Annotated in this window: 17 protein-coding genes and 1 tRNA gene; 7 read left to right on the top strand and 11 right to left on the bottom strand. The window is 67.9% G+C overall.

The annotated features are described in order from the left end of the window. Window positions 1–37: 37 nt before the first annotated feature. From AB0M14_RS00515 to AB0M14_RS00505, 3 genes are all read right to left on the bottom strand, one after another. Window positions 38–1,876 (bottom strand): hypothetical protein, encoded by a 1,839-nt coding sequence (locus AB0M14_RS00515; RefSeq protein WP_364986498.1) that lies wholly within the window; start codon window positions 1,874–1,876, stop codon window positions 38–40. Between the two features lie 214 nt (window positions 1,877–2,090). Beyond that, a tRNA-Met gene (locus AB0M14_RS00510) sits at window positions 2,091–2,164 on the bottom strand. A gap of 65 nt (window positions 2,165–2,229) precedes the next feature. Beyond that, window positions 2,230–3,759 carry an aldehyde dehydrogenase family protein gene (locus AB0M14_RS00505; RefSeq protein WP_364986494.1) on the bottom strand — a complete coding sequence of 510 codons (1,530 nt, stop codon included), beginning with the start codon at window positions 3,757–3,759 and terminating at the stop codon, window positions 2,230–2,232. A 79-nt stretch (window positions 3,760–3,838) separates the two neighbouring features. Between AB0M14_RS00505 and AB0M14_RS00500 the strand changes: the two genes are divergently transcribed. The 3 genes from AB0M14_RS00500 (at window position 3,839) to AB0M14_RS00490 (ending at window position 6,986) form a co-directional block, all read left to right on the top strand. Next, on the top strand, window positions 3,839–4,291 hold the full coding sequence (locus AB0M14_RS00500; RefSeq protein ID WP_194817557.1) for an Lrp/AsnC family transcriptional regulator: 453 nt from the start codon (window positions 3,839–3,841) through the stop codon (window positions 4,289–4,291). Window positions 4,292–4,355: 64 nt separating this feature from the next. Further along, on the top strand, window positions 4,356–5,687 hold the full coding sequence (lat, locus tag AB0M14_RS00495) for an L-lysine 6-transaminase (RefSeq protein WP_364986489.1): 1,332 nt from the start codon (window positions 4,356–4,358) through the stop codon (window positions 5,685–5,687). Between the two features lie 147 nt (window positions 5,688–5,834). Beyond that, window positions 5,835–6,986 (top strand): YncE family protein, encoded by a 1,152-nt coding sequence (locus tag AB0M14_RS00490; protein ID WP_364986486.1) that lies wholly within the window; start codon window positions 5,835–5,837, stop codon window positions 6,984–6,986. Window position 6,987: 1 nt separating this feature from the next. Here the strand turns inward: AB0M14_RS00490 and AB0M14_RS00485 are convergent, their stop codons facing one another. Further along, complete coding sequence (locus AB0M14_RS00485; RefSeq protein WP_364986482.1) at window positions 6,988–7,326, bottom strand: hypothetical protein; 339 nt, start codon at window positions 7,324–7,326, stop codon at window positions 6,988–6,990. Between the two features lie 168 nt (window positions 7,327–7,494). Here AB0M14_RS00485 and AB0M14_RS00480 point away from each other — a divergent pair, with 168 nt between their 5' ends. Together AB0M14_RS00480 and AB0M14_RS00475 are read left to right on the top strand one after the other, a co-directional pair. After that, window positions 7,495–8,991 carry a protein kinase gene (locus tag AB0M14_RS00480; RefSeq protein WP_364986479.1) on the top strand — a complete coding sequence of 499 codons (1,497 nt, stop codon included), beginning with the start codon at window positions 7,495–7,497 and terminating at the stop codon, window positions 8,989–8,991. A gap of 116 nt (window positions 8,992–9,107) precedes the next feature. After that, entirely contained in the window at window positions 9,108–11,072 is a 1,965-nt protein-coding gene (locus AB0M14_RS00475; RefSeq protein ID WP_364986474.1) for a serine/threonine-protein kinase, read from the top strand. A gap of 180 nt (window positions 11,073–11,252) precedes the next feature. Here the strand turns inward: AB0M14_RS00475 and AB0M14_RS00470 are convergent, their stop codons facing one another. From AB0M14_RS00470 to AB0M14_RS00460, 3 genes are all read right to left on the bottom strand, one after another. Next, the gene (locus tag AB0M14_RS00470) at window positions 11,253–12,179 is read right to left on the bottom strand and encodes a patatin family protein (protein ID WP_364986471.1); all 927 of its coding nucleotides are present in this window, start codon (window positions 12,177–12,179) and stop codon (window positions 11,253–11,255) included. A gap of 251 nt (window positions 12,180–12,430) precedes the next feature. Further along, entirely contained in the window at window positions 12,431–14,227 is a 1,797-nt protein-coding gene (locus tag AB0M14_RS00465; RefSeq protein WP_364986468.1) for an acetyl/propionyl/methylcrotonyl-CoA carboxylase subunit alpha, read from the bottom strand. A 124-nt stretch (window positions 14,228–14,351) separates the two neighbouring features. Continuing rightward, window positions 14,352–15,266: a sulfurtransferase gene (locus AB0M14_RS00460; protein WP_364986464.1), complete on the bottom strand. Its 915-nt coding sequence runs from the start codon at window positions 15,264–15,266 to the stop codon at window positions 14,352–14,354. 166 nt (window positions 15,267–15,432) lie between these two features. On the opposite strand from AB0M14_RS00460, the gene AB0M14_RS00455 reads away from it, so the two are divergent. After that, window positions 15,433–16,209 carry a transcriptional regulator gene (locus tag AB0M14_RS00455; protein WP_364986461.1) on the top strand — a complete coding sequence of 259 codons (777 nt, stop codon included), beginning with the start codon at window positions 15,433–15,435 and terminating at the stop codon, window positions 16,207–16,209. Here the strand turns inward: AB0M14_RS00455 and AB0M14_RS00450 are convergent. The 3 genes from AB0M14_RS00450 to AB0M14_RS00440 all read right to left on the bottom strand — a co-directional run bounded on the left by AB0M14_RS00450 (window position 16,135) and on the right by AB0M14_RS00440 (window position 18,822). Continuing rightward, window positions 16,135–16,791 carry a nucleoside triphosphate pyrophosphatase gene (locus AB0M14_RS00450; protein WP_364986458.1) on the bottom strand — a complete coding sequence of 219 codons (657 nt, stop codon included), beginning with the start codon at window positions 16,789–16,791 and terminating at the stop codon, window positions 16,135–16,137. The two genes, AB0M14_RS00455 and AB0M14_RS00450, sit on opposite strands and share 75 nt — an antisense overlap. Next, complete coding sequence (locus AB0M14_RS00445; protein ID WP_364986455.1) at window positions 16,788–17,102, bottom strand: acyl-CoA carboxylase subunit epsilon; 315 nt, start codon at window positions 17,100–17,102, stop codon at window positions 16,788–16,790. The genes AB0M14_RS00450 and AB0M14_RS00445 overlap by 4 nt, the downstream gene beginning before the upstream one ends. 79 nt (window positions 17,103–17,181) lie before the next feature. Continuing rightward, a complete protein-coding gene (locus AB0M14_RS00440) occupies window positions 17,182–18,822 on the bottom strand; it encodes an acyl-CoA carboxylase subunit beta (protein WP_364986452.1) in 1,641 nt (546 codons plus the stop codon). 176 nt (window positions 18,823–18,998) lie between these two features. Here AB0M14_RS00440 and AB0M14_RS00435 point away from each other — a divergent pair, with 176 nt between their 5' ends. After that, the gene (locus AB0M14_RS00435; protein ID WP_364986449.1) at window positions 18,999–19,814 is read left to right on the top strand and encodes a biotin--[acetyl-CoA-carboxylase] ligase; all 816 of its coding nucleotides are present in this window, start codon (window positions 18,999–19,001) and stop codon (window positions 19,812–19,814) included. Here AB0M14_RS00435 and AB0M14_RS00430 read toward each other — a convergent pair. Then, window positions 19,811–20,764 carry an acyl-ACP desaturase gene (locus tag AB0M14_RS00430; RefSeq protein WP_364986446.1) on the bottom strand — a complete coding sequence of 318 codons (954 nt, stop codon included), beginning with the start codon at window positions 20,762–20,764 and terminating at the stop codon, window positions 19,811–19,813. The genes AB0M14_RS00435 and AB0M14_RS00430 overlap by 4 nt on opposite strands. Between the last annotated feature and the right edge of the window lie 127 nt (window positions 20,765–20,891).

Raw genomic sequence — 20,891 nt, 5'->3', positions numbered from 1 at the left:
CCCTAGAACAAGTAAGTTCACTTGCGCTACTAACTCGTCAGGGCTGAGTGAGAAAGTTCGCGATGAGACTGCTTGCCATTTCCGGCATTCCATTGTTCTGGCGTTCGGCCGCGGTCACCACGTCGTAGTGCCGGTAGCCGGGGATGATCTTGGCATTGGCGGGCAGCAGGCCCGCGTAACCCGCGTTCTGTAGCGGCGAATCGCCTGCCAGCAGAGTGAGGTTGCGGGCGCCGGCGGGGGTGCTCTGCCAGCGGTCGCCGTGCAGCAGGAATTTCAGGATGCCGCCGGAGCGGTTCTGGAGCTGCTGGAGTTCGCCGTCGCGTCCGAGCCCCATCGCGAAGATCGTGTCGGTGATCAGCTTCAGCGGGGTGTACTGCTCGAAGAAGTCCACCGGCTGCCCGCCCGGGTTCATCGAACGGGCGAAGGCGCGGATATCGGTGACCTCGTGGTCCCGATCGGTCGGCTGGCCGCGGACCGGGTCGAGGCCGTCGATGGTGGCGGCGGGCATCTGATCGTAGTTCTTCCAGCCGCACAGCTGGTGGTGATCGACCGGGGTGTAGTTCTGCCCGTAGCCCACCCGCAGCGGGATGATGAATAGCGTCGGACCCAGAATCGGCACGGAGGCAAGCCCGTTGGGAACCGGGTAGGTCTTGCCCACCGTCGCGCAGTCGTAGTATCCGAGCCCGGCCTGCAAGACGTATTCGGCCGAGTTCTGATCGAACAGCATCGCGAACGCGGCGGTATTGGTGAGCCGGTAGTCCCGCGGCAGGTTCCGCCCGGTGAACAGATCCAGATAGTCCTTGCCGTAGAACAGGCGCATCCACGGTTCGGTCCGTAGATCGGCCGGGACGAGGGTCTTCAGATCACTTTCCGCGTCGGGCCGCTGATCCGCGGCCATGGCCGCCAGCTGGTAGGCGTTCATGATCTCGCTGGCCGCCACCACGGGCAGCTGGGCCACGCTCAGGCCGTTCTTGAGCAGCAGATCGACGCCGTCGCGGACCGCGCCGCCGACCGCCGACATGAACATGTCCAGCGCCGGAACCCCGGCGAAACCCGCGGGATCGGTCATGGCGAAACCGTCCAGCGGCACGCTGCCGCCGCCGCACAGGCTGTAGCCGGCATCGTCGAGGGTGGCCGGATCGCGGTCGAAGTCCCAAGCCATCATGGGCCCGACCAGGAACGCGCCCAGCGAATGCCCGCCGCAGAAGCTCTTGTGCCGGTCACCGGCATCGGGCAGCAGGTATTCGATCGCCACCCGCCAGTCGTCCATGGCCAGGGCCAGACCGTATTCGCCGAGGTAGTCCAGATCCTGGGGGGTTTGATAGCGGTAGGACTTGCCATCGATCGGCTTGTTGCCGAAGTAGTAATCGGCCGCGACCCGGTAGTCGTCCGCCTGGTCCGCGGCGTCCCAGCCGGTACGGTCCTCGGCGCAGTTCGCGCGCCGGTCCAGCGCGATGTACTCCACGAACTTGCCGTTCGCCGCGGCCTTGCGAACCACCTGCGGCGCTTGCGGATTCAGGTTCGCCGCACCGGAGAAGGTGCCGGGCTGCATGGACAGCACGGCATCGGCGTCCGAGGACTTCTCCGGACCCTGCTTGGCGCGATACCGCACGAACGAAATCCAGTCGCACGCTTCGGGATGCGCCATCGTGGAATAGGGACTCGGGTAGTGCAGGCGCACGTAGGTCGCCTCGACGTCGTCGCCCAGGCCCGGATCACCGGTGATCGGGGCGACCGTCGACCGGTCCGGGAGTCCGGGCACCGCCGGTGCGGCCACCGATTCCGGCACCGTCAATCCGGTAACGACCAGTATCGCGCTGACCGCCAGGGGAATTCCCAGGGACAGGCCCAACCTGATACGACTGCTCAGCGTCATCATGCTCCGTTCGCCTCGATGAGATGACGAAAGGGGCGATTGCGCTGACCTCAACGTCGGCGATAGCACACCACTCAGGTAGCTGTGGTCACCATTGGCAGATGGTAGAAAGCGCGCGTCTGAGACAGTGCATATGCCTGATAGTCCAGGTCAACGACACCCGCGCAACACCAAAACGGCCCGGAACAAGAATGTTCCAGGCCGTTTCGGGTAGTAGCGGGGACAGGATTTGAACCTGCGACCTCTGGGTTATGAGCCCAGCGAGCTACCGAGCTGCTCCACCCCGCGTTGGGTATTCACAACCTTACACACGGGGTGGGGTGAGTGCCTAATCGGCTGGTCGGGAGGGGTTTTCAGCCGAACTGGATGCCTTGGGCGAGGGGCAGGTCGGCGGAGTAGTTGATGGTGTTGGTGGCTCGGCGCATGTAGGCCTTCCAGGAGTCCGAGCCGGATTCGCGGCCGCCGCCGGTTTGTTTCTCGCCGCCGAAAGCGCCGCCGATCTCCGCGCCGGAGGTGCCGATATTGACGTTGGCGATGCCGCAGTCGGAGCCGTCGGCGGCCAGGAAGCGTTCCGCCTCGCGCTGGTCACTGGTGAAGATGGCGGACGAAAGCCCTTGCGGGACACCGTTGTGCAGGTCGATGGCGTGGGCGAGGTCCTGGTAGGTGAGGACGTAGAGGATGGGGGCGAAGGTTTCCTCGCGCACCACCGCGGTCTGGGCGGGCATCCGGACGACGGCCGGGCGGACATAGAACGCGTCGGCGCCGAATTCGTCGACGCGGTCACCGCCGCAGATCAATTCGCCGCCGTCGGCCAGGGCGCGGTCGAGCGCGGCGCGCATCCCGTCGTAGGACCGCTGGTTGATCAGCGGGCCGACGAGCACACCGTCGTCCAGCGGATTGCCCACGCGTAGTTGGTCGTACGCCTTCGCGATGCGATCCAGCAGCGGGCCCGCCACGTCGGCGTGCACGATCAGCCGGCGCAGCGTGGTGCAGCGCTGTCCGGCCGTGCCCGCGGCGGAGAACACGATGCCGCGCGCCGCGAGCTCCAGATCGGCCGTCGGGGTGACGATCGCCGCATTGTTGCCACCGAGCTCGAGCAGGCACCGGCCGAAGCGCGCGGCCACCCGCGGCGCGACGATCTGGCCCATCCGCACCGAGCCGGTCGCGCTCACCAGCGCCACCCGCTCGTCGTCGACCAGCCGGGACCCCACCTCGGCGCCGCCCTGAATCAGCTGGTGCACTTCGGGATCCGCGCCGACGTCGGCGGCGGCCCGGCGCAGCAGGCTGTGACAGGCGAGCGCGGTGAGCGGAGTGGTCTCCGAGGGCTTCCACACCACGGTGTCGCCACAGACCAGGGCCAGCGCGGTGTTCCAGGCCCAGACCGCGACCGGGAAGTTGAACGCCGAGATCACGCCGACCACCCCGAGCGGATGCCAAGTTTCCAGCAGCCGGTGGCCCGGCCGCTCCGAGGGCATCGTGTAGCCGTAGAGCTGACGCGACAAACCGATGGCGAACTCGCAGATGTCGATCATTTCCTGCACTTCGCCGACGGCTTCGGGCCCGATCTTGCCCGCCTCCAGCGTGACCAGCTCGCCGAGCTCGGTCTTGTGCTCACCGAGCAGCTCGGCGAGCCGGCGCACCAGCGCCGCCCGCACCGGCGCGGGGACCGTGCGCCAGGACTGAAAAGCGTTGGCGGCGCGGCTGATCGCGGCGTCGACGGCGGGCAGGGTATCGGCCGGCAGCGTCAGCAGCGTGCCGCCGGTGATCGGCGTGCGCGCGGACAACTCTCCGGGTGCGGGGATGTCGGCGCCGAATCCGCGCAGCAGCGTCGCCGCGCGCTCGGTCAATTCCTTGGTGAGCTGATCACCAATGGTGTTTGTCATCGTTTGCTCCGCTGTAGCCTTCTGTCGCGCAGTCGTCTTTTCGTGCCCCGAGTCGCGTCCGCCGGGTTAGCCTTCCCTGATGGCGGATACACCGGCAAGACCCGTACTCGATGACACTGATCGACTGCTGATTCGTGAACTGATGGCCGATGGCCGGGCCACCCTGTCGAACCTGGCCGAGAAGGCCAGTCTGTCGGTGTCCGCGGTGCAGTCGCGGGTGCGACGGCTGGAGGCGCGCGGAGTGATTCGCGGTTACAGCGCGCATGTGGATCCGGAAGCATTGGGCCAGCTGCTCTCGGCATTTGTCGCGATCACTCCTCTCGACCCGTCGCAGCCCGATGACGCGCCTGCCGTCCTGCAACATATCCCGGGGATCGAGGCATGCCACTCCGTCGCGGGCGACGAGAGTTACGTGTTGCTGGTGCGGGTGGCCTCACCGCGGCACTTGGAGCAACTGCTGCAGGAGATCAGAGCGACCGCCAACGTCAGAACCCGAAGCACCATCATTCTGCAGACATTCTACGACAGATAGCCGTTTACGGTAATTAATCCGAAATGTTGTAGATCCTGATGGATTTTTTACGTACGCTACCGGTGTGACCCTCGAACTGGAGCGAACCCGAGGTGCGGTCACCCCCGCCACCCGGGTACATGAGATCTTGTCGGCGCACATCCTCGCCGACGGCTTCGACCTGGTGCTCGACCTGGCGAATTCGCGCGGCTGCCGCCTCGTCGACGAACGCGACGGCACCACCTACCTGGACATGTTCGGCTTCTTCGCCTCGAACGCGCTCGGCATGAACCATCCGGCCCTGGCCGGCGATGCCGAGTTCCGCGCCGAACTGACCACCGCCGCGCTCAACAAGCCGAGCAACTCCGACATCTACACCGTCGAAATGGCCCGCTTCGTGGACACTTTCGCGCGCGTGCTGGGTGATCCGCGGCTACCGCATCTGTTCTTCATCGACGGCGGCGGCCTGGCGGTGGAGAACGCGCTCAAGATCGCCTTCGACTGGAAGAGCCGGCACAACGAAAGTCACGGCCGCTCAGCCGAACTGGGCACCAAGGTGCTGCACCTGACCGGCGCCTTCCATGGGCGCACCGGCTACACCATGTCGCTGACCAACACCGACCCGGTGAAGACGGCGCGCTTCCCGAAATTCGACTGGCCGCGCATCGACACCCCGTACCTGACTGACGGTCGCGAGGTGGAACTGGCCGAGTCGCACGCCTTGGAGCAGGCGCGGCGCGCGTTCACCGAGCACCCGCACGACATCGCGTGTTTCATCGCGGAACCGATCCAGGGCGAGGGCGGCGACCGGCACATGCGGCCGGAGTTCCTGCGGGCGATCCAGGAGCTCTGCCACGCCAACGACGCGCTGTTCATTCTCGACGAGGTGCAGACCGGAGTCGGGATGACCGGATCCACCTGGGCCTACCAGCAATTGGGGCTGGAACCCGATGTCGTCGCGTTCGGCAAGAAGACCCAGGTGTGCGGTGTGATGGCCGGTGGGCGCGTCGACGAGGTGGCCGACAACGTGTTCGCGGTCAGCTCGCGGCTCAACTCGACCTGGGGCGGCAACCTCACCGATATGGTGCGGGTGCGGCGGATTCTCGAAGTGCTGGAGCAGGATCGGCTGATCGAGCGGTCCCGGGAGCTCGGCGCGCATCTGCTGGCGCGGCTGGAAGAGCTGGCGGCGGCGCACCCGCGGGTCACCGAGCCGCGTGGGCGCGGGCTGATGTGCGCGATCACGCTGGCGTCGGCGGAGTTGCGCGACGAGATGCTGACCGTGCTGCGCGAACGGGAACACCTGCTGATCCTCGGGACCGGTGAGCGCGGTGTCCGGTTCCGGCCGCCGCTGACGGTGAGCGTGGCCGAGCTGGATGCCGCGGTGGACGCGCTCGATCGGGTGCTGACCGCTCTCTAGTAGGCAATTGCCTGAGATTTGCCCGGAATGGCGGAGTCCGAAACTCGGACTCCGCCATTACGCTTCGCATCCATGTCGTCTCGTCCTCACTGCGCCCCGGTCCGGGCGCCGCGCGTGAACCGACGTAGTGCAACTTCGATCCTCTGCGTGCTGGCAGCGCTGGCCGCCGCTACTGGCTGCGGCGGCGCCTCCGGCTCCACCTCCGAGGCCACGCGCTCGGCGGTAGCTACCAGCACCGCGGCGCCCGCGCACATCGCCAATCTGCTGCCGGGCATGCCGCCGCCGCTCTCACCCACCGACGTGTACGCCGCCAACCGGGAACTGCATCCGTCGGTGGCCGGCCACCGGACGCTGGTCTACGTGCCCAATAGCGAATCGCACACCGTGTCGGTCATCGACCCGGCGACCTTCCAGGTCATCGACACCTTCGCCGCGGGCGGCACCGAACCACAGCACGTGGTGCCCGCCTACGACATGCAAACGCTGTACGTCACCAACGATCTGCCGCTCGGCAGCGGCAGCCTGCTGCCGATCGACCCGCGCACCGGCACACCGGGCGAGGCGTTCCCGGTCCGCGACCCCTACAACATGTACTACACACCCGACGGCCAGTACGCGCTCGTCGTCGCCGAGGCCGACAAGTCGCTGGACTTCTACGACCCGCGGACCTGGGAGAAGAAGCACGCCGTCGCCGTCCCGGACTGCGCCGGCGTCGACCACATGGACTTCACCGCCGACGGCCGCTTCGCCCTGGCCAGCTGCGAATTCATCGGCCGCATGCTGGTTCTCGACGTCGCCAACCGCACGGTGGTCAAGACCATCGACCTGCCGAGCCGTTCCGACAAACCGCAAGATGTGAAGCTCTCGCCGGACGGTCTGACCTTTTTCGTCGCCGATATGGTTGCCAACGGCCTCTACACCTTCGACGCCCTCACCTTCGAGAGCAAGGGCTTCATCCCCACCGGCCACGGCGCCCACGGCCTCTACGTCACCCGCGACTCCAAGCAGATGCTGATCACCAACCGCCACGAAGGCAGCATCTCCGTCTGGGATTTCGCCCGCAACGAACTCGTGCACAAATGGTTCATCCCTGGCGGCGGCAGCCCGGACATGGGCAATATCTCCGCCGACGGCAAGGTCTTCTGGGTCGCCGGCCGCCACCACGGCGAGGTCTACGCCATCGACATCGCCAACTGGAACCTGCTGGCCCGCATCCCCGTCGGCGCGGGCCCGCACGGCCTCACCATCTGGCCCCAGCCCGGCCGCTACTCCACCGGGCACACCGGCGTCATGCGCTAGCTCACGCGATCCGCAGGCTGAGCGCGCCCTCGGCGAATCGCCGGACGGTGGTGAGCCCGGCTTCGAGCGCGTCCTGGTAACCCTCGCGGGCCCACCCGGTGAGTTCGGCTTCGCCGTCGGCGGTGGGGGTGACGCCTATCTCAGCGACCATTTCGGCGGTGGTGGGTTCGCAGACGGCCCAGGAGTAGTGGATCTCCTTGTCCCACTGCGCGGTCCGGCGGCTGACGTAGTCGGGGTCGGTGATGCCGCCGGCGGCGAGGGCGGGGCGGTCGTCGATGCGTTCGTCGGCGCGCAGGGCGCGCAGATACCAGCTGCCGGCGTTGATCTCGATGGGTTCCATCAGTTGTCGTCCTCGCTCATAGGAAAAGGCTAACGCCCCGCCGCCGCGTCCAGGTCCGCGAAACCGCCGATACGCGCGAATCGGGGATGGGAAGATTACTGACGGGAAGCGTGGAATGTGAGCGAGCGGGTAGCTCCGCCCTGAGAGGTCTGCGCGAGGAGTTCTGCCATGGGGGACATGTCCTTCGGCCCGTACCTGTTGCGGCGACCGCTCGGCCGGGGCGGGACCGGGCAGGTGTGGCTCGCGCACGACACCGGGACCGAGCGGTTGGTCGCGCTGAAAATCCTTGCGCCGGAACTGAGCTGGGACGAGATGTACCGGCAGCGCTTCGAGCGGGAGGCGCACGCGGCCGCGGCGCTCCGCAACCCGCACGTGGTGCCGATCCACCGATTCGGCGAAATCGACGATCGGCTCTACATCGATATGCAGCTGATCGAGGGCGCGGACGTGGCGGCGCTGCTGGCCTGCGATGGGCCGATGACGCCCGGCATGGCCGTCGAGTTGATCACCCAGACCGCGGCGGCGCTGGACGCCGCGCACCGCACCGGACTGGTGCATCGCGACGTCAAACCCTCCAACATCGTCGTCGACCGGGACGGATTCACCTACCTCATCGACTTCGGCACCGCGCACCGGTCCGGGCAGACCGCCATCACCGGCACCGGCCGGGTCATCGGCACCCTGGCCTATCTCGCGCCGGAGCGCTTCACCGGCAGCGCCGACGCTCGCTGCGATGTTTATGCGCTGGCCTGTGTCCTCTACGAATGTCTCACCGCGCGAAGACCTTTCGGAGACACCGATCCGGCTCAGCAACTGCACGCGCATCTGTCGGCAGCGCCACCGCGGGCCTCGGATCGGAATCCCGCCACCCCCGAGGCGCTGGATGCGGTCATCGCCTGTGGCATGGCGAAGGAGCCGGACGAAAGATACGACAGCGCAGGGGAACTGGCGCGGGCCGCGCAAGCGGCGGTGGGCGCGACCTCGAGGCAGACGACCGCGCAACTGGCGGCGGCCGTCGCGCCGTTTCTGACGGCGCGGGCCGCCGACGCGCAGCTGTGCTGGCCCGATCCGATCACACCGGCGACCGATGTGCACGTGCCCGCCGAGCTGTCCTCGACGCCGCAGCATCCGACCGAGCCCACCGAGCGGCCGGAACCGCCTCGCCCCCTCACCGGACGTGAGCGGTTGCTGGCCGGCGTGGCGGTTGTGCTGCTCGCGGTCGTGTGCGCCGTGGTCTGGGCCTCCGATCGATCCAGTGGCGGCGCCGAAACTATCGCGGCGACAACGACATCCGAGACACAGGCGACGCGAGTGCCGGCGCCGGTCGGTTCCGCGCCCGCCGTCGCTCCGCCCGCCACTCGCACCGCGGCGCGGCCGCCGCCCGCCGTCGCGCTGCCGACGACGGTGGCCCCGCAGCCGCGGTCGACCGCGCCGGTGGTGCCGGTCGTCGGTCAGCCGTGCGACCCCGCCTTCGACAACAAGGGCGCCTCCGCCGAGGGAATCACCCTGTCCTGCACCGAGATCGGCGGCCAGATCGCGATCTGGTCGCCGGTGCTGACGCCGGTCGAGCAGACGAAACCGGACAACAGCGGTCACGGCAACGGAAATGGCAACGGCAACAGCGGCCACGGGAACGGGAACGGCAAACCCAAACCGAACAGATGAGCGTCGGGCAGGTCACAGGTATTCGTGCTATTCGTTGTGACCTCCCGGGGTTAGGCTCCGAAGAAGGCCGGGCGGGCCGTCGGACCGGCTGCATCGAGCACGGGGAGGTGTGGCGCATGGGCGCTGTTCGATTCGGCCCGTATCGGCTGGAACGGCTGCTCGGCAAGGGCGGTATGGGGGAGGTCTGGCTCGCCGCCACCAGCACCGGTACCAAGGTCGCACTCAAACTCCTTGCCGCCGAGCACGCCCGGGACGCCACCTATCGCCTGCGTTTCGAGCGCGAGGCCGAACTGGCGACGGCGCTGCGTGATCCGCACATCGTGCCGATCCACGCCCACGGTGCGATCGACGGCCGCCTGTTCATCGAGATGGCCTACGTCGACGGCGCCGACCTGGCCGGTCGGCTGGCCGGTGGTGCGCTCCCGGTGCACACCGCGGTCGACATCGTCGGCCAGATCGCCGGTGCGCTGGACACCGCGCACGGTCAGGGGCTGGTGCACCGCGACATCAAGCCGTCCAACATCCTGGTGCGCCCGGATGGCTTCGGCTACCTCATCGACTTCGGCTTGGCGCGCAGCCTGGGCGCGACCGGCGTCACCGCCAGCGGCATGGCCATCGGCACCCTGGCCTACATGGCGCCCGAGCGCTTCACGAGCACTTCCTGCGATTCCCGCGCCGACGTGTACTCCCTGGCCTGCGTCCTCTACGAATGCCTCACCGGCACCCGTCCGTTCGGCGACACCGACCCCGCCCAGCAGATGCACGCCCACCTGATGGCCGAGCCACCCCGCGCCGCCCTCCGCAACCCGGCGATCCCGTCAGCTCTGGATACGGTCATCGCCACGGGCATGGCCAAGAACCCCGCCGATCGATACGCCAGCGCAGGCGAATTCGCCGCCGCCGCCACCGCGGCGCTCACCCCGAACCCCGGCCCGGGCCCGCACCCGACGAAAGTCCTCCCAGCCCCCGGCCTTCCCCCAACCAAACTGGAACCCATACACCGTTCCCCGATCCAACCCCCCGCCACACCGACCCCGAGCGCCCCGTCGTCCACAAAGGCACTCGCGGCTTCCAGCCCCACGCCGCCGACCGGTGCCGAACCAGCCCAACTGGCAGCGCTCGAGTCCGGCCACGGTCGACGGTGGTACCTGCGACGCCGAGCTGCCGCGCCGCAGCCCGCGCAGCCGAACGGTTCCGTGCAGCCAGTGGGCGATTCCGCACAATCGGTCCGATCCGCAGGGTGGGGTCGTTCCCGGCAGCCTGTCCAATCTGCTGCGCCGGCTCGTTCTCGGCCGATGATCCAGTCCGCGGCATCGGCCAGGCCCGCACGGTCTGCGGCGTCCGCTCGCGCGCCACACCTGCTTCAGCCCGTGCCGTTGGTTCGGCTGGCGCCGGGGAGCCGGGCCTCGCAGCCGGTCCGTCCGGCAGGACGCAGGCGCGGGCAAGTGTGGCCGTCGCGCGGGCCGGGCTATTCGGCGCCGGCTCGGCGTCCCGCTCGTCGTCGCAAGGGCGGTGTGGTCCGCAAGACGATTGGTGCGCTTGTCGTCATCTTCCTTGCGCCGTTCGCTTTCGCCGCGGGCTGTTTCGCGTTGATCGCCAGTTCCAACGGCTCGGGCGGCGGTGCGACCGTGGCCAACCCGCCGTCGATTTCCGAACCGACCCCCGAACCGGACCCGGACCCCCAGCCTGAGATCGCTCCCGCCGGTTCGGCAGTGCGGGACGGCAAGTTCGAATTCGCCGTCACCAACATCGAATCCGGGGTTCCGAAGATCGGCTCGCAGAAAGCCACCGGATCGTTCCAGGTCGTCACCATGACGGTCCGCAACATCTCCGACGAAGGGAAATGGTTCACCCCCGCAGGCCAAAAGCTGGCCGACGACAACGGAAACCAGGTCTACCCGCACCTACTCGCGACCGTGCTGCATGGCGCCAACAACCTGCACCGCAATACAGTCAAACTCGCCCCAGGGGAGTCTGCGACCATCCGCTTGGTATTCGATGTCCCGAACACCATGACCCCAAGCCGCTTGAGACTGCAGGATTCCCCCTTCTCCGGCGGCGTCTCGGTCGCCATCGCCTAGGCACCGTGTCGAATTGACCGCGGGCAGCTCGTTCGTGGTCGCACAGCCGGGTTGTCACCACACAGCGGTGATCGCGCGGGTGCAGTCACCCTCAGGGCTGTGACCAGCTCCGCCGCAGCGCTGGCCGCGCTGGCAGACCGGAGTCGTTGTCCAGTACAGGCGGCATAGGCATGGGGGCGGTCAGGCTGCGCGGACGGTCTCGCTGAGGGCGTCGAGGACGGCGTGGCGGCCGATTTCCAGGGCCGCGGTGAGGAGGTCGGTGTCGCGGGAGGCGCTGGCGACTGTGGGGGAGCCGAGGGGTGGGTGGATTTGCAGGGCCGCGGGGCCGAGATCGGCGAGGAATTCGTCTTCGAGGGTCTGCTGATCGGGTCTGGTCATCCAGGCGCGGTAGGCGCCTGGCGCGCGTAGTCGAAGGTAGTTGCCGCCGACGAATTGGTGCAGGAACGGCTCGGGCGGGCGGAATTCGTCGACGCGGCGTGTGCGCAGGACCAGGGCGTGGGTCGCGCCGTCGCGCACCGCGATCCGGATCGGGACGGACTCGGCGATGCCGCCGTCGAGGTAGTGCGCCTCGCCCAGCGGGACCGGGGGACCGGCCAGGATCGGGAGTCCGGCGGAGGCGCGCAGGGCGGTCTGCAGCGAGACCTTGTCGTCGATGAAGGGGTGCAGGTCCACCGCGAGACCGCTGTGGATATCGGTGGCGATGGGATGGAAGGTGGTGGGGTTGGCCAGGACCGCCGGGAAATCCATCGGCTCGATCCCGTCGTAGACCTGCTCGACCAGCCAGTTCAGGTCGAACGCGGGCCGCCCGCGCAGCATCCGGGCCGAATCGACGGTGCGCCGCAGGATCGCGGGATCGGTCCAGGTCCGCATGCCCGGCACCACACGACCGGACAGGAACCACGCGCCGTTCAGCGCACCCGCGGAGGTGCCGTACACGGCGTCGAAGATGCCACCGAGCCCGAGCTCTTCCAGCGCGACAACCATGCCCCCGGCATAGACCCCGCGACTACCGCCGCCCTCGATGACGAGCACCAGCCGGTTCCCGTCGGCACGACTACCCGAGGCACTGCGTCCGCGGATCACCTCGGCAACATTGGAGCTGGTCACCGGACCACCATACGACAGGGGCCGTGCCCGCTCCTGGGCCTGGGCCACCTGCGGCACCCAGAGTTGGGGATACCTTCATGTCCCACGCCACGCCACAACCCGCACGTTTACCTCGGGGTTTTCGCGCGCAGTGAGACGAACAGACATCCTCTCGAGCGACCCGACCCGACAGCACGGAACGCGACGCGACGGGACGGAAACGCGAAGCGGGCGTGGACTCTCGTCCACGCCCGCCCTCGTAATGCTGTGTGCTACTTGATCTCCGCCAGCACGGTGCCCTGGGTGATGGCGGCGCCCGCCTCGACCGACAGGCCGGTGACCACGCCCGCCTTGTGCGCGTTGACCGGGTTCTCCATCTTCATGGCCTCGAGCACCACGATGAGGTCGCCGGCCTCGACGGACTGGCCCTCTTCGACGGCGACCTTGACCACGGTGCCCTGCATGGGCGCGGTGACCGCGTCGCCGGAGGCCGCACCGCCGCCGGCGCCGCCACGGGTGCGCGGCTTGGGCTTCTTGCGGGTCACGCCGGCGCCGTTGCCGCCGGCGCCGCCACCGACGGTGAAGTTACCGGGCAGCGACACCTCGACGCGACGCCCGCCGACCTCGACGACGACCTTCTGCCGGGGCAGATCCTCGTCCTCGTCCGCGGCGACCGCACCCGGGGTGAACGGCTCGACGTTGTTGACCCACTCGGTTTCGATCCACTTGGTGTAGACGTCGAACTTCTCGCCGTCGCCCACGAACGCGGGATCCTCGACGATGGCCCGGTGGAACGGGATGACCGTGGCGAGGCCGTCGACCTCGAACTCGGCCAGGGCGCGGCGGGCGCGCTGCAGCGCCTGGTCGCGGTTCTCGCCGGTGACGATCAGCTTGGCCAGCATGGAGTCGAACTGGCCGCCGATGACGCTGCCCTGCACCACGCCGGAGTCCACGCGCACGCCGGGGCCGGTCGGCTCGCGGTACACCGCGACCGGGCCGGGGGCGGGCAGGAAGCCGCGGCCGGCGTCCTCACCGTTGATGCGGAACTCGAAGGAGTGGCCGCGCGGGGCCGGATCTTCCTTGATGGAGAGCTCGTGGCCTTCGGCGATGCGGAACTGCTGGCGCACCAGGTCGATGCCGGCGGTCTCCTCGGTGACCGGGTGCTCGACCTGCAGGCGGGTGTTCACCTCGAGGAAGGACACGGTCTCGCCCTGCACCAGGTACTCGACCGTGCCGGCGCCGTAGTAGCCGGCTTCCTTGCAGATGGCCTTGGCGGAGGCGTGGATCTTGGCGCGCACCTCGTCGGAGAGGAACGGCGCGGGAGCTTCCTCGACGAGCTTCTGGAAGCGGCGCTGCAGCGAGCAGTCGCGGGTGCCCGCGACCACGACGTTGCCGTGCTTGTCGGCGATGACCTGCGCCTCGACGTGGCGGGCCTTGTCCAAGTACTGCTCGACGAAGCACTCGCCACGGCCGAAGGCGGCGATCGCCTCGCGGGTGGCGGACTCGAACAGCTCGGGGATCTCCTCGATGGTGTGCGCGACCTTCATGCCGCGGCCACCGCCACCGAAGGCGGCCTTGATCGCGACCGGCACGCCGTACTGCTCGGCGAACTCGACCACTTCCTGAGCGTTCTTGACCGGGTCCTTGGTGCCCGCGGCCATCGGCGCGCTGGCGCGCTCGGCGATGTGGCGGGCGGTGACCTTGTCACCGAGATCGCGGATGGACTGCGGGGAGGGCCCGATCCAGATCAGCCCGGCGTCGAGGACAGCCTGGGCGAACTCGGCGTTCTCGGACAGGAATCCGTAGCCGGGGTGGATGGCGTCGGCGCCGGACTTGGCGGCGGCCTCGAGGATCTTGTCGAAAACGAGGTACGACTCGGCCGAGGTCTGGCCGCCCAGGGCGAAGGCTTCATCGGCGAGCTTCACGAAGGGGGCATCGGCGTCCGGTTCCGCGTAGACCGCGACGCTGCCGATTCCGGCGTCCTTGGCCGCCCGGATCACGCGCACGGCGATCTCGCCTCGGTTAGCTACGAGGACCTTCGTGATCCGCGCGCTGGCATGGCTGGGCACTGAAGCCTCCTGGTTTGCAATCTGTACGTCTCGGGCGAGTGTAGGCAGTCTGCCAATAGATGCTGCACTCGGATAGCCCTACTCGACAGTAGGTCGCACATCACACCTGGCCACCCTATGTGAGCTAGCGCCGCTTGGCGGTTGCTTTGGTCCCCGCCGGAACTTCGCCGGGTTCAGTGCCTTTGGCAATCGGCATCCGCACCGAATTTCCCCATTCGGCCCAGGACCCGTCGTAGTTGCGCACGGCGCCGAAACCCAGCAGATAGGTCAGCACGAACCAGCTCAGGCTGGAGCGTTCGCCGATGCGGCTGTAGACAATGAGGTCGTCGGAATCGGTGAGCTCGGCGTAGATCTCGTCGAGTTCGGCGCGGGACCGGAAGCGGCCGCCGGCCCCGATGGCCCGGGTCCATTCGACATTGCGCGCGGTGGGGATATGGCCGCCGCGCAAGGCCGACGCCTCCGGGCTGTCCGGCTTCGGCGCGACCTCGCCCGCGTATTCCTCGGGGGCGCGCACGTCGACCAGCGGCTTGCCCAAATGTGCCAGCACGTCGTCGCGGAAGGCGCGCGCGGTGCTGTCGTCACGGCGCACCTCGGGGTAGTCGCTGCGCACCGGGTAGGTCACATCGAAGGTGGTGTCGCGTTCCTCGGACAGCCAGGCCGCGCGGCCGCCGTCGAGCAAGCGCACGTCCTCGTGGCCGAACAGTGTGAACAGCCAGAGCGTGTGCGCCGCCTGCGCGTTGTCCCGATCGCCGTAGAGCACCACGGTATCGTCGCGCTGGATTCCCTTGGCGCGCATGAGCTCGGTGAAGCGGTCGCCGTCGATGTAGTCGCGGGTGACCGGATCGCTCAGATCGCCGCGCCAGTCGATCTTGATGGCGCCGGGAACGTGACCGATGTCATAGAGCAGGACGTCTTCGTTCGACTCGATGATCTTGAGCCCCGGCGCGCCGATGTTTGCCGACAGCCACTCTGTGGTTACTAGTCGGTGAGGATGTGCGTACGTTGCGAAGGCGGGCGCTGGATCCGGGACGACGGGCACGATGAGGGTCCTTCATGCGAGGTAGACGGTGGTTTCTGCGTTTCGTGCTGCATAACGATGGTAAGTGTGCTGACTAGGTGAATCTCGTTCCAGATCACAAATCGGCTGAATGGGCGAATAAATCGCACCCACATCCGATAAAGTCTCCCGGGAGGAGGGGTGAGCTATGTCCGATTCGTGGCCGCGACGGCGACTGCTCGCGATCCTACGTGGCGCCAGCGAGCCTCTCGATGCCCAGGAACTGGCCAGAATCACCGGACAGCACGTCACGACGGTCCGTTTCCACCTCGATGTGCTCACCAAGGAATCCCTGGTGCGCCAGTTCCAGCAACCGCCACGCGGCCGCGGCCGCCCGCGCATCGGCTACAGCGCCGTGCAGCGGTCGGTGGGGTATCAGGAGCTGGCCCAGGTGCTCGCCGACCAGCTGGGCAACGATCCGCGCCGCCGCTCCGAGGCGGCGATCACCGCGGGCCGCGCCTGGGGCGCCAAACTCGACGCGGGCGATCATCCGGTGGAAAACCTCGAGGACGCCAAAGACGTCACCATGACGCTGCTCTCGGAACTCGGCTTCGCCCCGGAACGCGACGCGGCCACCGAAACCGAGGAGCAGGTGCAGATCCGTATGACGGCCTGCCCGCTGCGCGAGCTGGCACGCACCCACTCCGAGGTGGTCTGCGGCGTGCATCTGGGGTTGATCGAGGAAGTGCTGGACCGCAACGGCGGCCGGGGCGCGATCACCGCCCGGCTGCATCCGTTCGTGGAACCGGAACTGTGTGTGGCCCGGTTGGAGATGCAGGCCCGCCGGGATGCCACTCCGGTCGCGGTCGGAGCCGACACGACCGCCGAGGAGCCGACGCTGGCGACGCCGTCAGCGGGACGAGTGGCCCCACAGCTGCGCAACGCCGACCCCAACGTCGCCAAGCAGTCGGCGCAGCAGTGGTAAACCGATCCCGATGACGCTGGACGGATCGCCTTCGATCCGGTCCACGAACCAGCCGCCCATCCCGTCGAGGGTGAACGCCCCGGCGACCTGCAGCGGTTCGCCGGTGGCGATGTAGGCGTCCAGTTCTTCGGGGTCCGGCTTCGCGAAATGCACTGTGGTGGAACTGCAATCGACCGCCGAGGCGGTGATCGCGCCGTCCTGGATCCGCAGCACGCAGTGCCCGGTCAGCAGATCGGCGCTGCGGCCGGCCATGTCGGCCCAGCGGGCCCGCGCCACCTCGGGGGTGTGCGGTTTGCCTTGCAGGACGCCGTCCACCAGCAGCATCGAATCGCAGCCGACGACAACACAATCGGCGGGCAGATCGGGTGCGGCGGCGACTGATTCGGCCTTCGCGCGAGCCAGCTCGACGACGACTACGTCAGGAGCGGAATCCGCCGGGAGGGCGGCTTGCAGAGCGTCCTCGTCGACGTCGGAGACCCGCACCACCGGATCGATGCCCGCCGAACGGAGCACTTCCCGGCGGGCGGGGGACGCGGACCCGAGGACGAGTACCACGGGGTGGGTGAGCTCGGGCTCGCTCAACGCAGGTGTGACAGTTGCGGATAGGCGTACGGGGAGAACGGAGATGTCCCGCGGTGCAGCAGGGTGGGGCGACCCCACATGTCCTGTGGCCCGGTGCCGGCCGCCGCGCTGCCGCCGCCGGCGGCCGCGGTCAGCACACAGACCAGCGCCGCGAGTTCGGCGTCGGTCGGCGAACCCTTGACGACTCGGAACAGCGACTGGGCGGTCGCGCCCGGGGCCGCCGCCTCGGCGGTGACCTCGGCCTGCATGTCCTCGACTGTGAGATCCAACTCGACGGCGGTCAATACATCTTCTTCTGCCACGGTCGTCACAGTGCCAGATCCTCTCTGTTGCGCTTCACGGCGTATCCCGAAATTCCCAGTGTGCGGCTTCGCGGGAATTATCGCTCGATCAGAGCGGGATGTTGCCGTGCTTCTTCGGCGGCAGGGTCACCATCTTGCGTTCCAGCAACCGCAGCGCCGACACGATCTGGCCGCGCGTGTGCGAGGGCGGGATGACCGCGTCGACGTAGCCACGCTCAGCGGCCACGTACGGATTCACCAAGGTGTCCTCGTACTCATTCTGCAGCTCGAGCCGCAGCGCGTCGACGTCATTGCCGCTCTTGGCGGCTTCCTGCAACTGCTTGCGGTACACGAACCCGACCGCGCCGGAGGCGCCCATGACGGCGATCTGCGCGGTGGGCCAGGCCAGGTTGACGTCGGCGCCCATGTGCTTGGAGCCCATCACGTCGTAGGCGCCGCCGTAGGCCTTGCGGGTGATGATCGTGATTTTGCCCACAGTGGCCTCGCCGTAGGCGTAGAGCAGCTTGGCGCCGCGCCGGATGATGCCGTTGTATTCCTGGCCGGTGCCGGGCAGGAAGCCGGGCACGTCGACCAGGGTGATGATCGGAATGTTGAAGGCGTCGCAGGTGCGCACGAAGCGCGCGGCCTTCTCCGAGGCGTCGATGTCGAGGCAGCCCGCGAACTGGGTGGGCTGGTTGGCGACGATGCCGACGCTGCGGCCGTCGACCCGGCCGAAGCCGACGATGATGTTCATCGCGCGCTCGGCCTGCACCTCGAGGAACTCGTCGTCGTCGAGCAGCCGGCGGATGACCTCGTGCATGTCATAGGGCTGGTTCGGCGAGTCCGGGATGATCGTGTCGAGCTCGCGGTCCTCGTCGGTCAGCGAATCCTCGATGGCCCCGGTGATCGGGTCGGTGGCCGGGAAGCGCGGGGCCTCGGCGCGGTTGTTGCTCGGCAGGTAGGACAGCAGATCCTTGACGTAGTCCAGGGCGTCCTGCTCGCCGGAGGCGACGTAGTGCGCCACACCGGATTTGGTCATGTGGGTGTGCGCGCCGCCCAGGTCTTCCATGGTGACGTCTTCGCCGGTGACGGTCTTGATCACGTCCGGGCCGGTGACGAACATCTGCGAGGTGCCATCGACCATGACGACGAAGTCGGTGAGCGCCGGAGAGTAGACGTGCCCGCCCGCGGCCGGGCCCATGATCAGCGAGATCTGCGGGATCACGCCGGAGGCCTGGATATTGCGGTGGAAGATCTCGCCGTACAGGCCGAGCGAGACGACGCCCTCCTGGATGCGCGCGCCGGCGCCCTCGTTGATGCCGACGAGCGGACGGCCGGTCTTGAGCGCCAGGTCCATCACCTTGACGATCTTCTCGCCGTAGACCTCGCCGAGCGAGCCGCCGAAGACGGTGACGTCCTGGGAGAAGATGCAGACGTCGCGGCCGTCGATGGTGCCGTAGCCGGTGACCACGCCGTCGCCGAGCGGACGGTTGCTCTCCAGGCCGAAGTTCACGCTGCGGTGCCGGGCCAGGGCGTCGAGTTCGACGAAGGAACCGTCGTCGAGCAGGGCCAGGATGCGTTCGCGGGCGGTCATCTTGCCCTTGGCGTGCACCTTGTCGACTGCGGCCTCACCCATCGGGTGCTGGGCTTCTTCCAGACGATTCCGCAGGTCAGCCAGCTTCCCAGCGGTGGTGTGGATATCGGGGGCATCCGCCGGATCTTGCGCGGACTGCTGCTGGACACTCGTCATGGCTCCGGAGTGTAACCAGTGACAGTCGCCCTCACTAACTGAGTGGGGCTTACCCGTGAGTATAAAAAGCGCAGCTAGATCATGTTCTGGGCCTATGAATAACGGAAAGTTCCTGGTCGTCCGGCACGTGCCTCGGCTGCGCCGCCGCGCGGCCGGCACCGAGTAGCGTTCTCGTTGTGCAGACGCCTTCCGTTGACCGCCCGCCCCTGGATGTCGAGCAGCTGCGGCGCGCGGTCGCCGAGACGCCCGAGTTGTCCTTCTTCTCTCAGATCCAGGTGGTGGAGTCGACGGGGTCGACCAACGCCGACCTGATCGCCCGGGCCGGCGAACCGGATATCGACCAGGCGGTACTGCTCGCGGAAGCGCAGCAGGCCGGGCGCGGACGGCACGCGCGCACCTGGGTCAGCCCGCCGCGGGCCCAGATCTCGATGTCGGTGCTGGTGCGGTTGCGCGGGATCGCCCCCGAGGTGCTCGGCTGGCTGCCCCTGCTGACCGGTGTCGCGGTGGTGGACGCGCTGCGCTCGACCGCGGGTGTGGACGCGAACCTGAAGTGGCCCAACGATGTGCTGATCGGCGGCCGCAAAGTCGCGGGCATCCTCGCCGAGGTGGCCTCGGGCGGCGGGGAACCCGCGGTGGTGGTCGGCACCGGCATCAACGTGAGCCTCACCGAGTCCGAACTGCCGGTGCCGCACGCGACTTCACTGTTGCTGGCGGGGGCGAAGGAGATCGATCGCACCGTGCTGGTGCGGTCGCTGCTCACCGAATTCGCCCGCCGCTTCGATGCTTGGCGCGCCGCCGACTGGGACACCACCGGCCTGATCGACGCCTACCGCGAGCGCTGCGCCACCATCGGTAAGGAGGTGCGCGCCGAACTGCCGGGCGGTGAGGTACTGACCGACGTCGCCACCGGCGTCGACGACCACGGCCGCCTGCTGATCGGCGACCGGGCCGTCTCGGCGGGCGACGTCACCCACCTGCGCGCCGAGTATTAGGAGACGGGCAGCAGGCCCCGGGCCGCCTCGCGCGCCAGCATGCGGTCGCGCTGTTCCTCGAACTTGACCACGTCCTTCTCCAGCTTCTCCAGATAGACCCCGAGCCGGTCGCGCGCCATCTCCCCGCGCGCGCCGAAGTCGTTGCGCTCGAAGACGTTCCACTTCTTCAGCACCGGCTGTACCACTTCCTCGAGATGCTGGCGCAGGTCGTAGATGCCGTGCTTGGCCATCAGCGCGCCGTTGCGGCGGAAATTGGGCATGCCGTAGCCCGGCATCACGAAGTTCTCGAGAATGATGGTGATCGCCTCCATGGCCTGGTCGGGCACCAGATCCAGGCCGGCGCCGCACAGGTTGCGGTAGAAGATCATGTGCAGGTTCTCGTCGGCGGCGATGCGCTGCAGCATGCGGTCGGCGACGGGATCGTCACAGACCCGGCCGGTGTTGCGGTGGCTGACCCGGGTGGCCAGTTCCTGGAAGGTGACGTAGGCGACGTTGAGCAGGAATCCGCCCCAATTCTCCGGGGAGTGCACGCCATTGGTCATGTGCACCATGCGGTCGTTCTCCAGCGCGACCGGGTCCACGCCGCGGGTGACCACCAGGTAGTCGCGAATGACGATGCCGTGCCGGTTCTCCTCGGCGGTCCAGCGGCCGACCCAGGTGCGCCAGGCGCCGCCGTTGTCGAAGGCTTCGGAGATGATCCGGTGGTAGGAGGGCAGATTGTCCTCGGTGAGCAGGTTCGTGATCATGGACGCCTTGGCGACCTCGCTCAGCTGGGATTGCTCAGGGTCCCAATCGTTTCCGCCCATCGCGGCGAAGTTGCGGCCCTCGTCCCACGGGACGTAGTCGTGCGGATGCCAGTCCTTGGTCATCGACAGGTGCCGGTTCAAGTTCTCCTCGGCCACCGGTTCGAGTTCGGTGAGGATTTCCAGCTGGGTCAGGTCCCTGGTCACACACGCCTCCACGGTCGTTGTCGAGCATGGTTTTACGAGCAGGACAGAACTGAGAAAGTGCAAAGCTTGCCGACGCGAATGAGATCGACCCGCGCAAGCTGACGATTGTGCAGCACGCCGAGGTCGG

The organism is Nocardia sp. NPDC051832, from assembly GCF_040681285.1.
Taxonomy (GTDB): domain Bacteria; phylum Actinomycetota; class Actinomycetes; order Mycobacteriales; family Mycobacteriaceae; genus Nocardia.
Note: the sequence above shows the minus strand (reverse complement) of the source record. Positions and strands in the feature narration are given on the sequence as shown.

What these genes read in the sequence shown, in the direction of transcription:
- AB0M14_RS00515 (WP_364986498.1), bottom strand. Translation starts at nt 1,876, where the DNA reads ATGACGCTGAGCAGTCGTATCAGGTTGGGCCTGTCCCTGGGAATTCCC.
- AB0M14_RS00505 (WP_364986494.1), bottom strand. Translation starts at nt 3,759, where the DNA reads ATGACAAACACCATTGGTGATCAGCTCACCAAGGAATTGACCGAGCGC.
- AB0M14_RS00500 (WP_194817557.1), top strand. Translation starts at nt 3,839, where the DNA reads ATGGCGGATACACCGGCAAGACCCGTACTCGATGACACTGATCGACTG.
- AB0M14_RS00485 (WP_364986482.1), bottom strand. Translation starts at nt 7,326, where the DNA reads ATGGAACCCATCGAGATCAACGCCGGCAGCTGGTATCTGCGCGCCCTG.
- AB0M14_RS00480 (WP_364986479.1), top strand. Translation starts at nt 7,495, where the DNA reads ATGGGGGACATGTCCTTCGGCCCGTACCTGTTGCGGCGACCGCTCGGC.
- AB0M14_RS00475 (WP_364986474.1), top strand. Translation starts at nt 9,108, where the DNA reads ATGGGCGCTGTTCGATTCGGCCCGTATCGGCTGGAACGGCTGCTCGGC.
- AB0M14_RS00455 (WP_364986461.1), top strand. Translation starts at nt 15,433, where the DNA reads ATGTCCGATTCGTGGCCGCGACGGCGACTGCTCGCGATCCTACGTGGC.
- AB0M14_RS00440 (WP_364986452.1), bottom strand. Translation starts at nt 18,822, where the DNA reads ATGACGAGTGTCCAGCAGCAGTCCGCGCAAGATCCGGCGGATGCCCCC.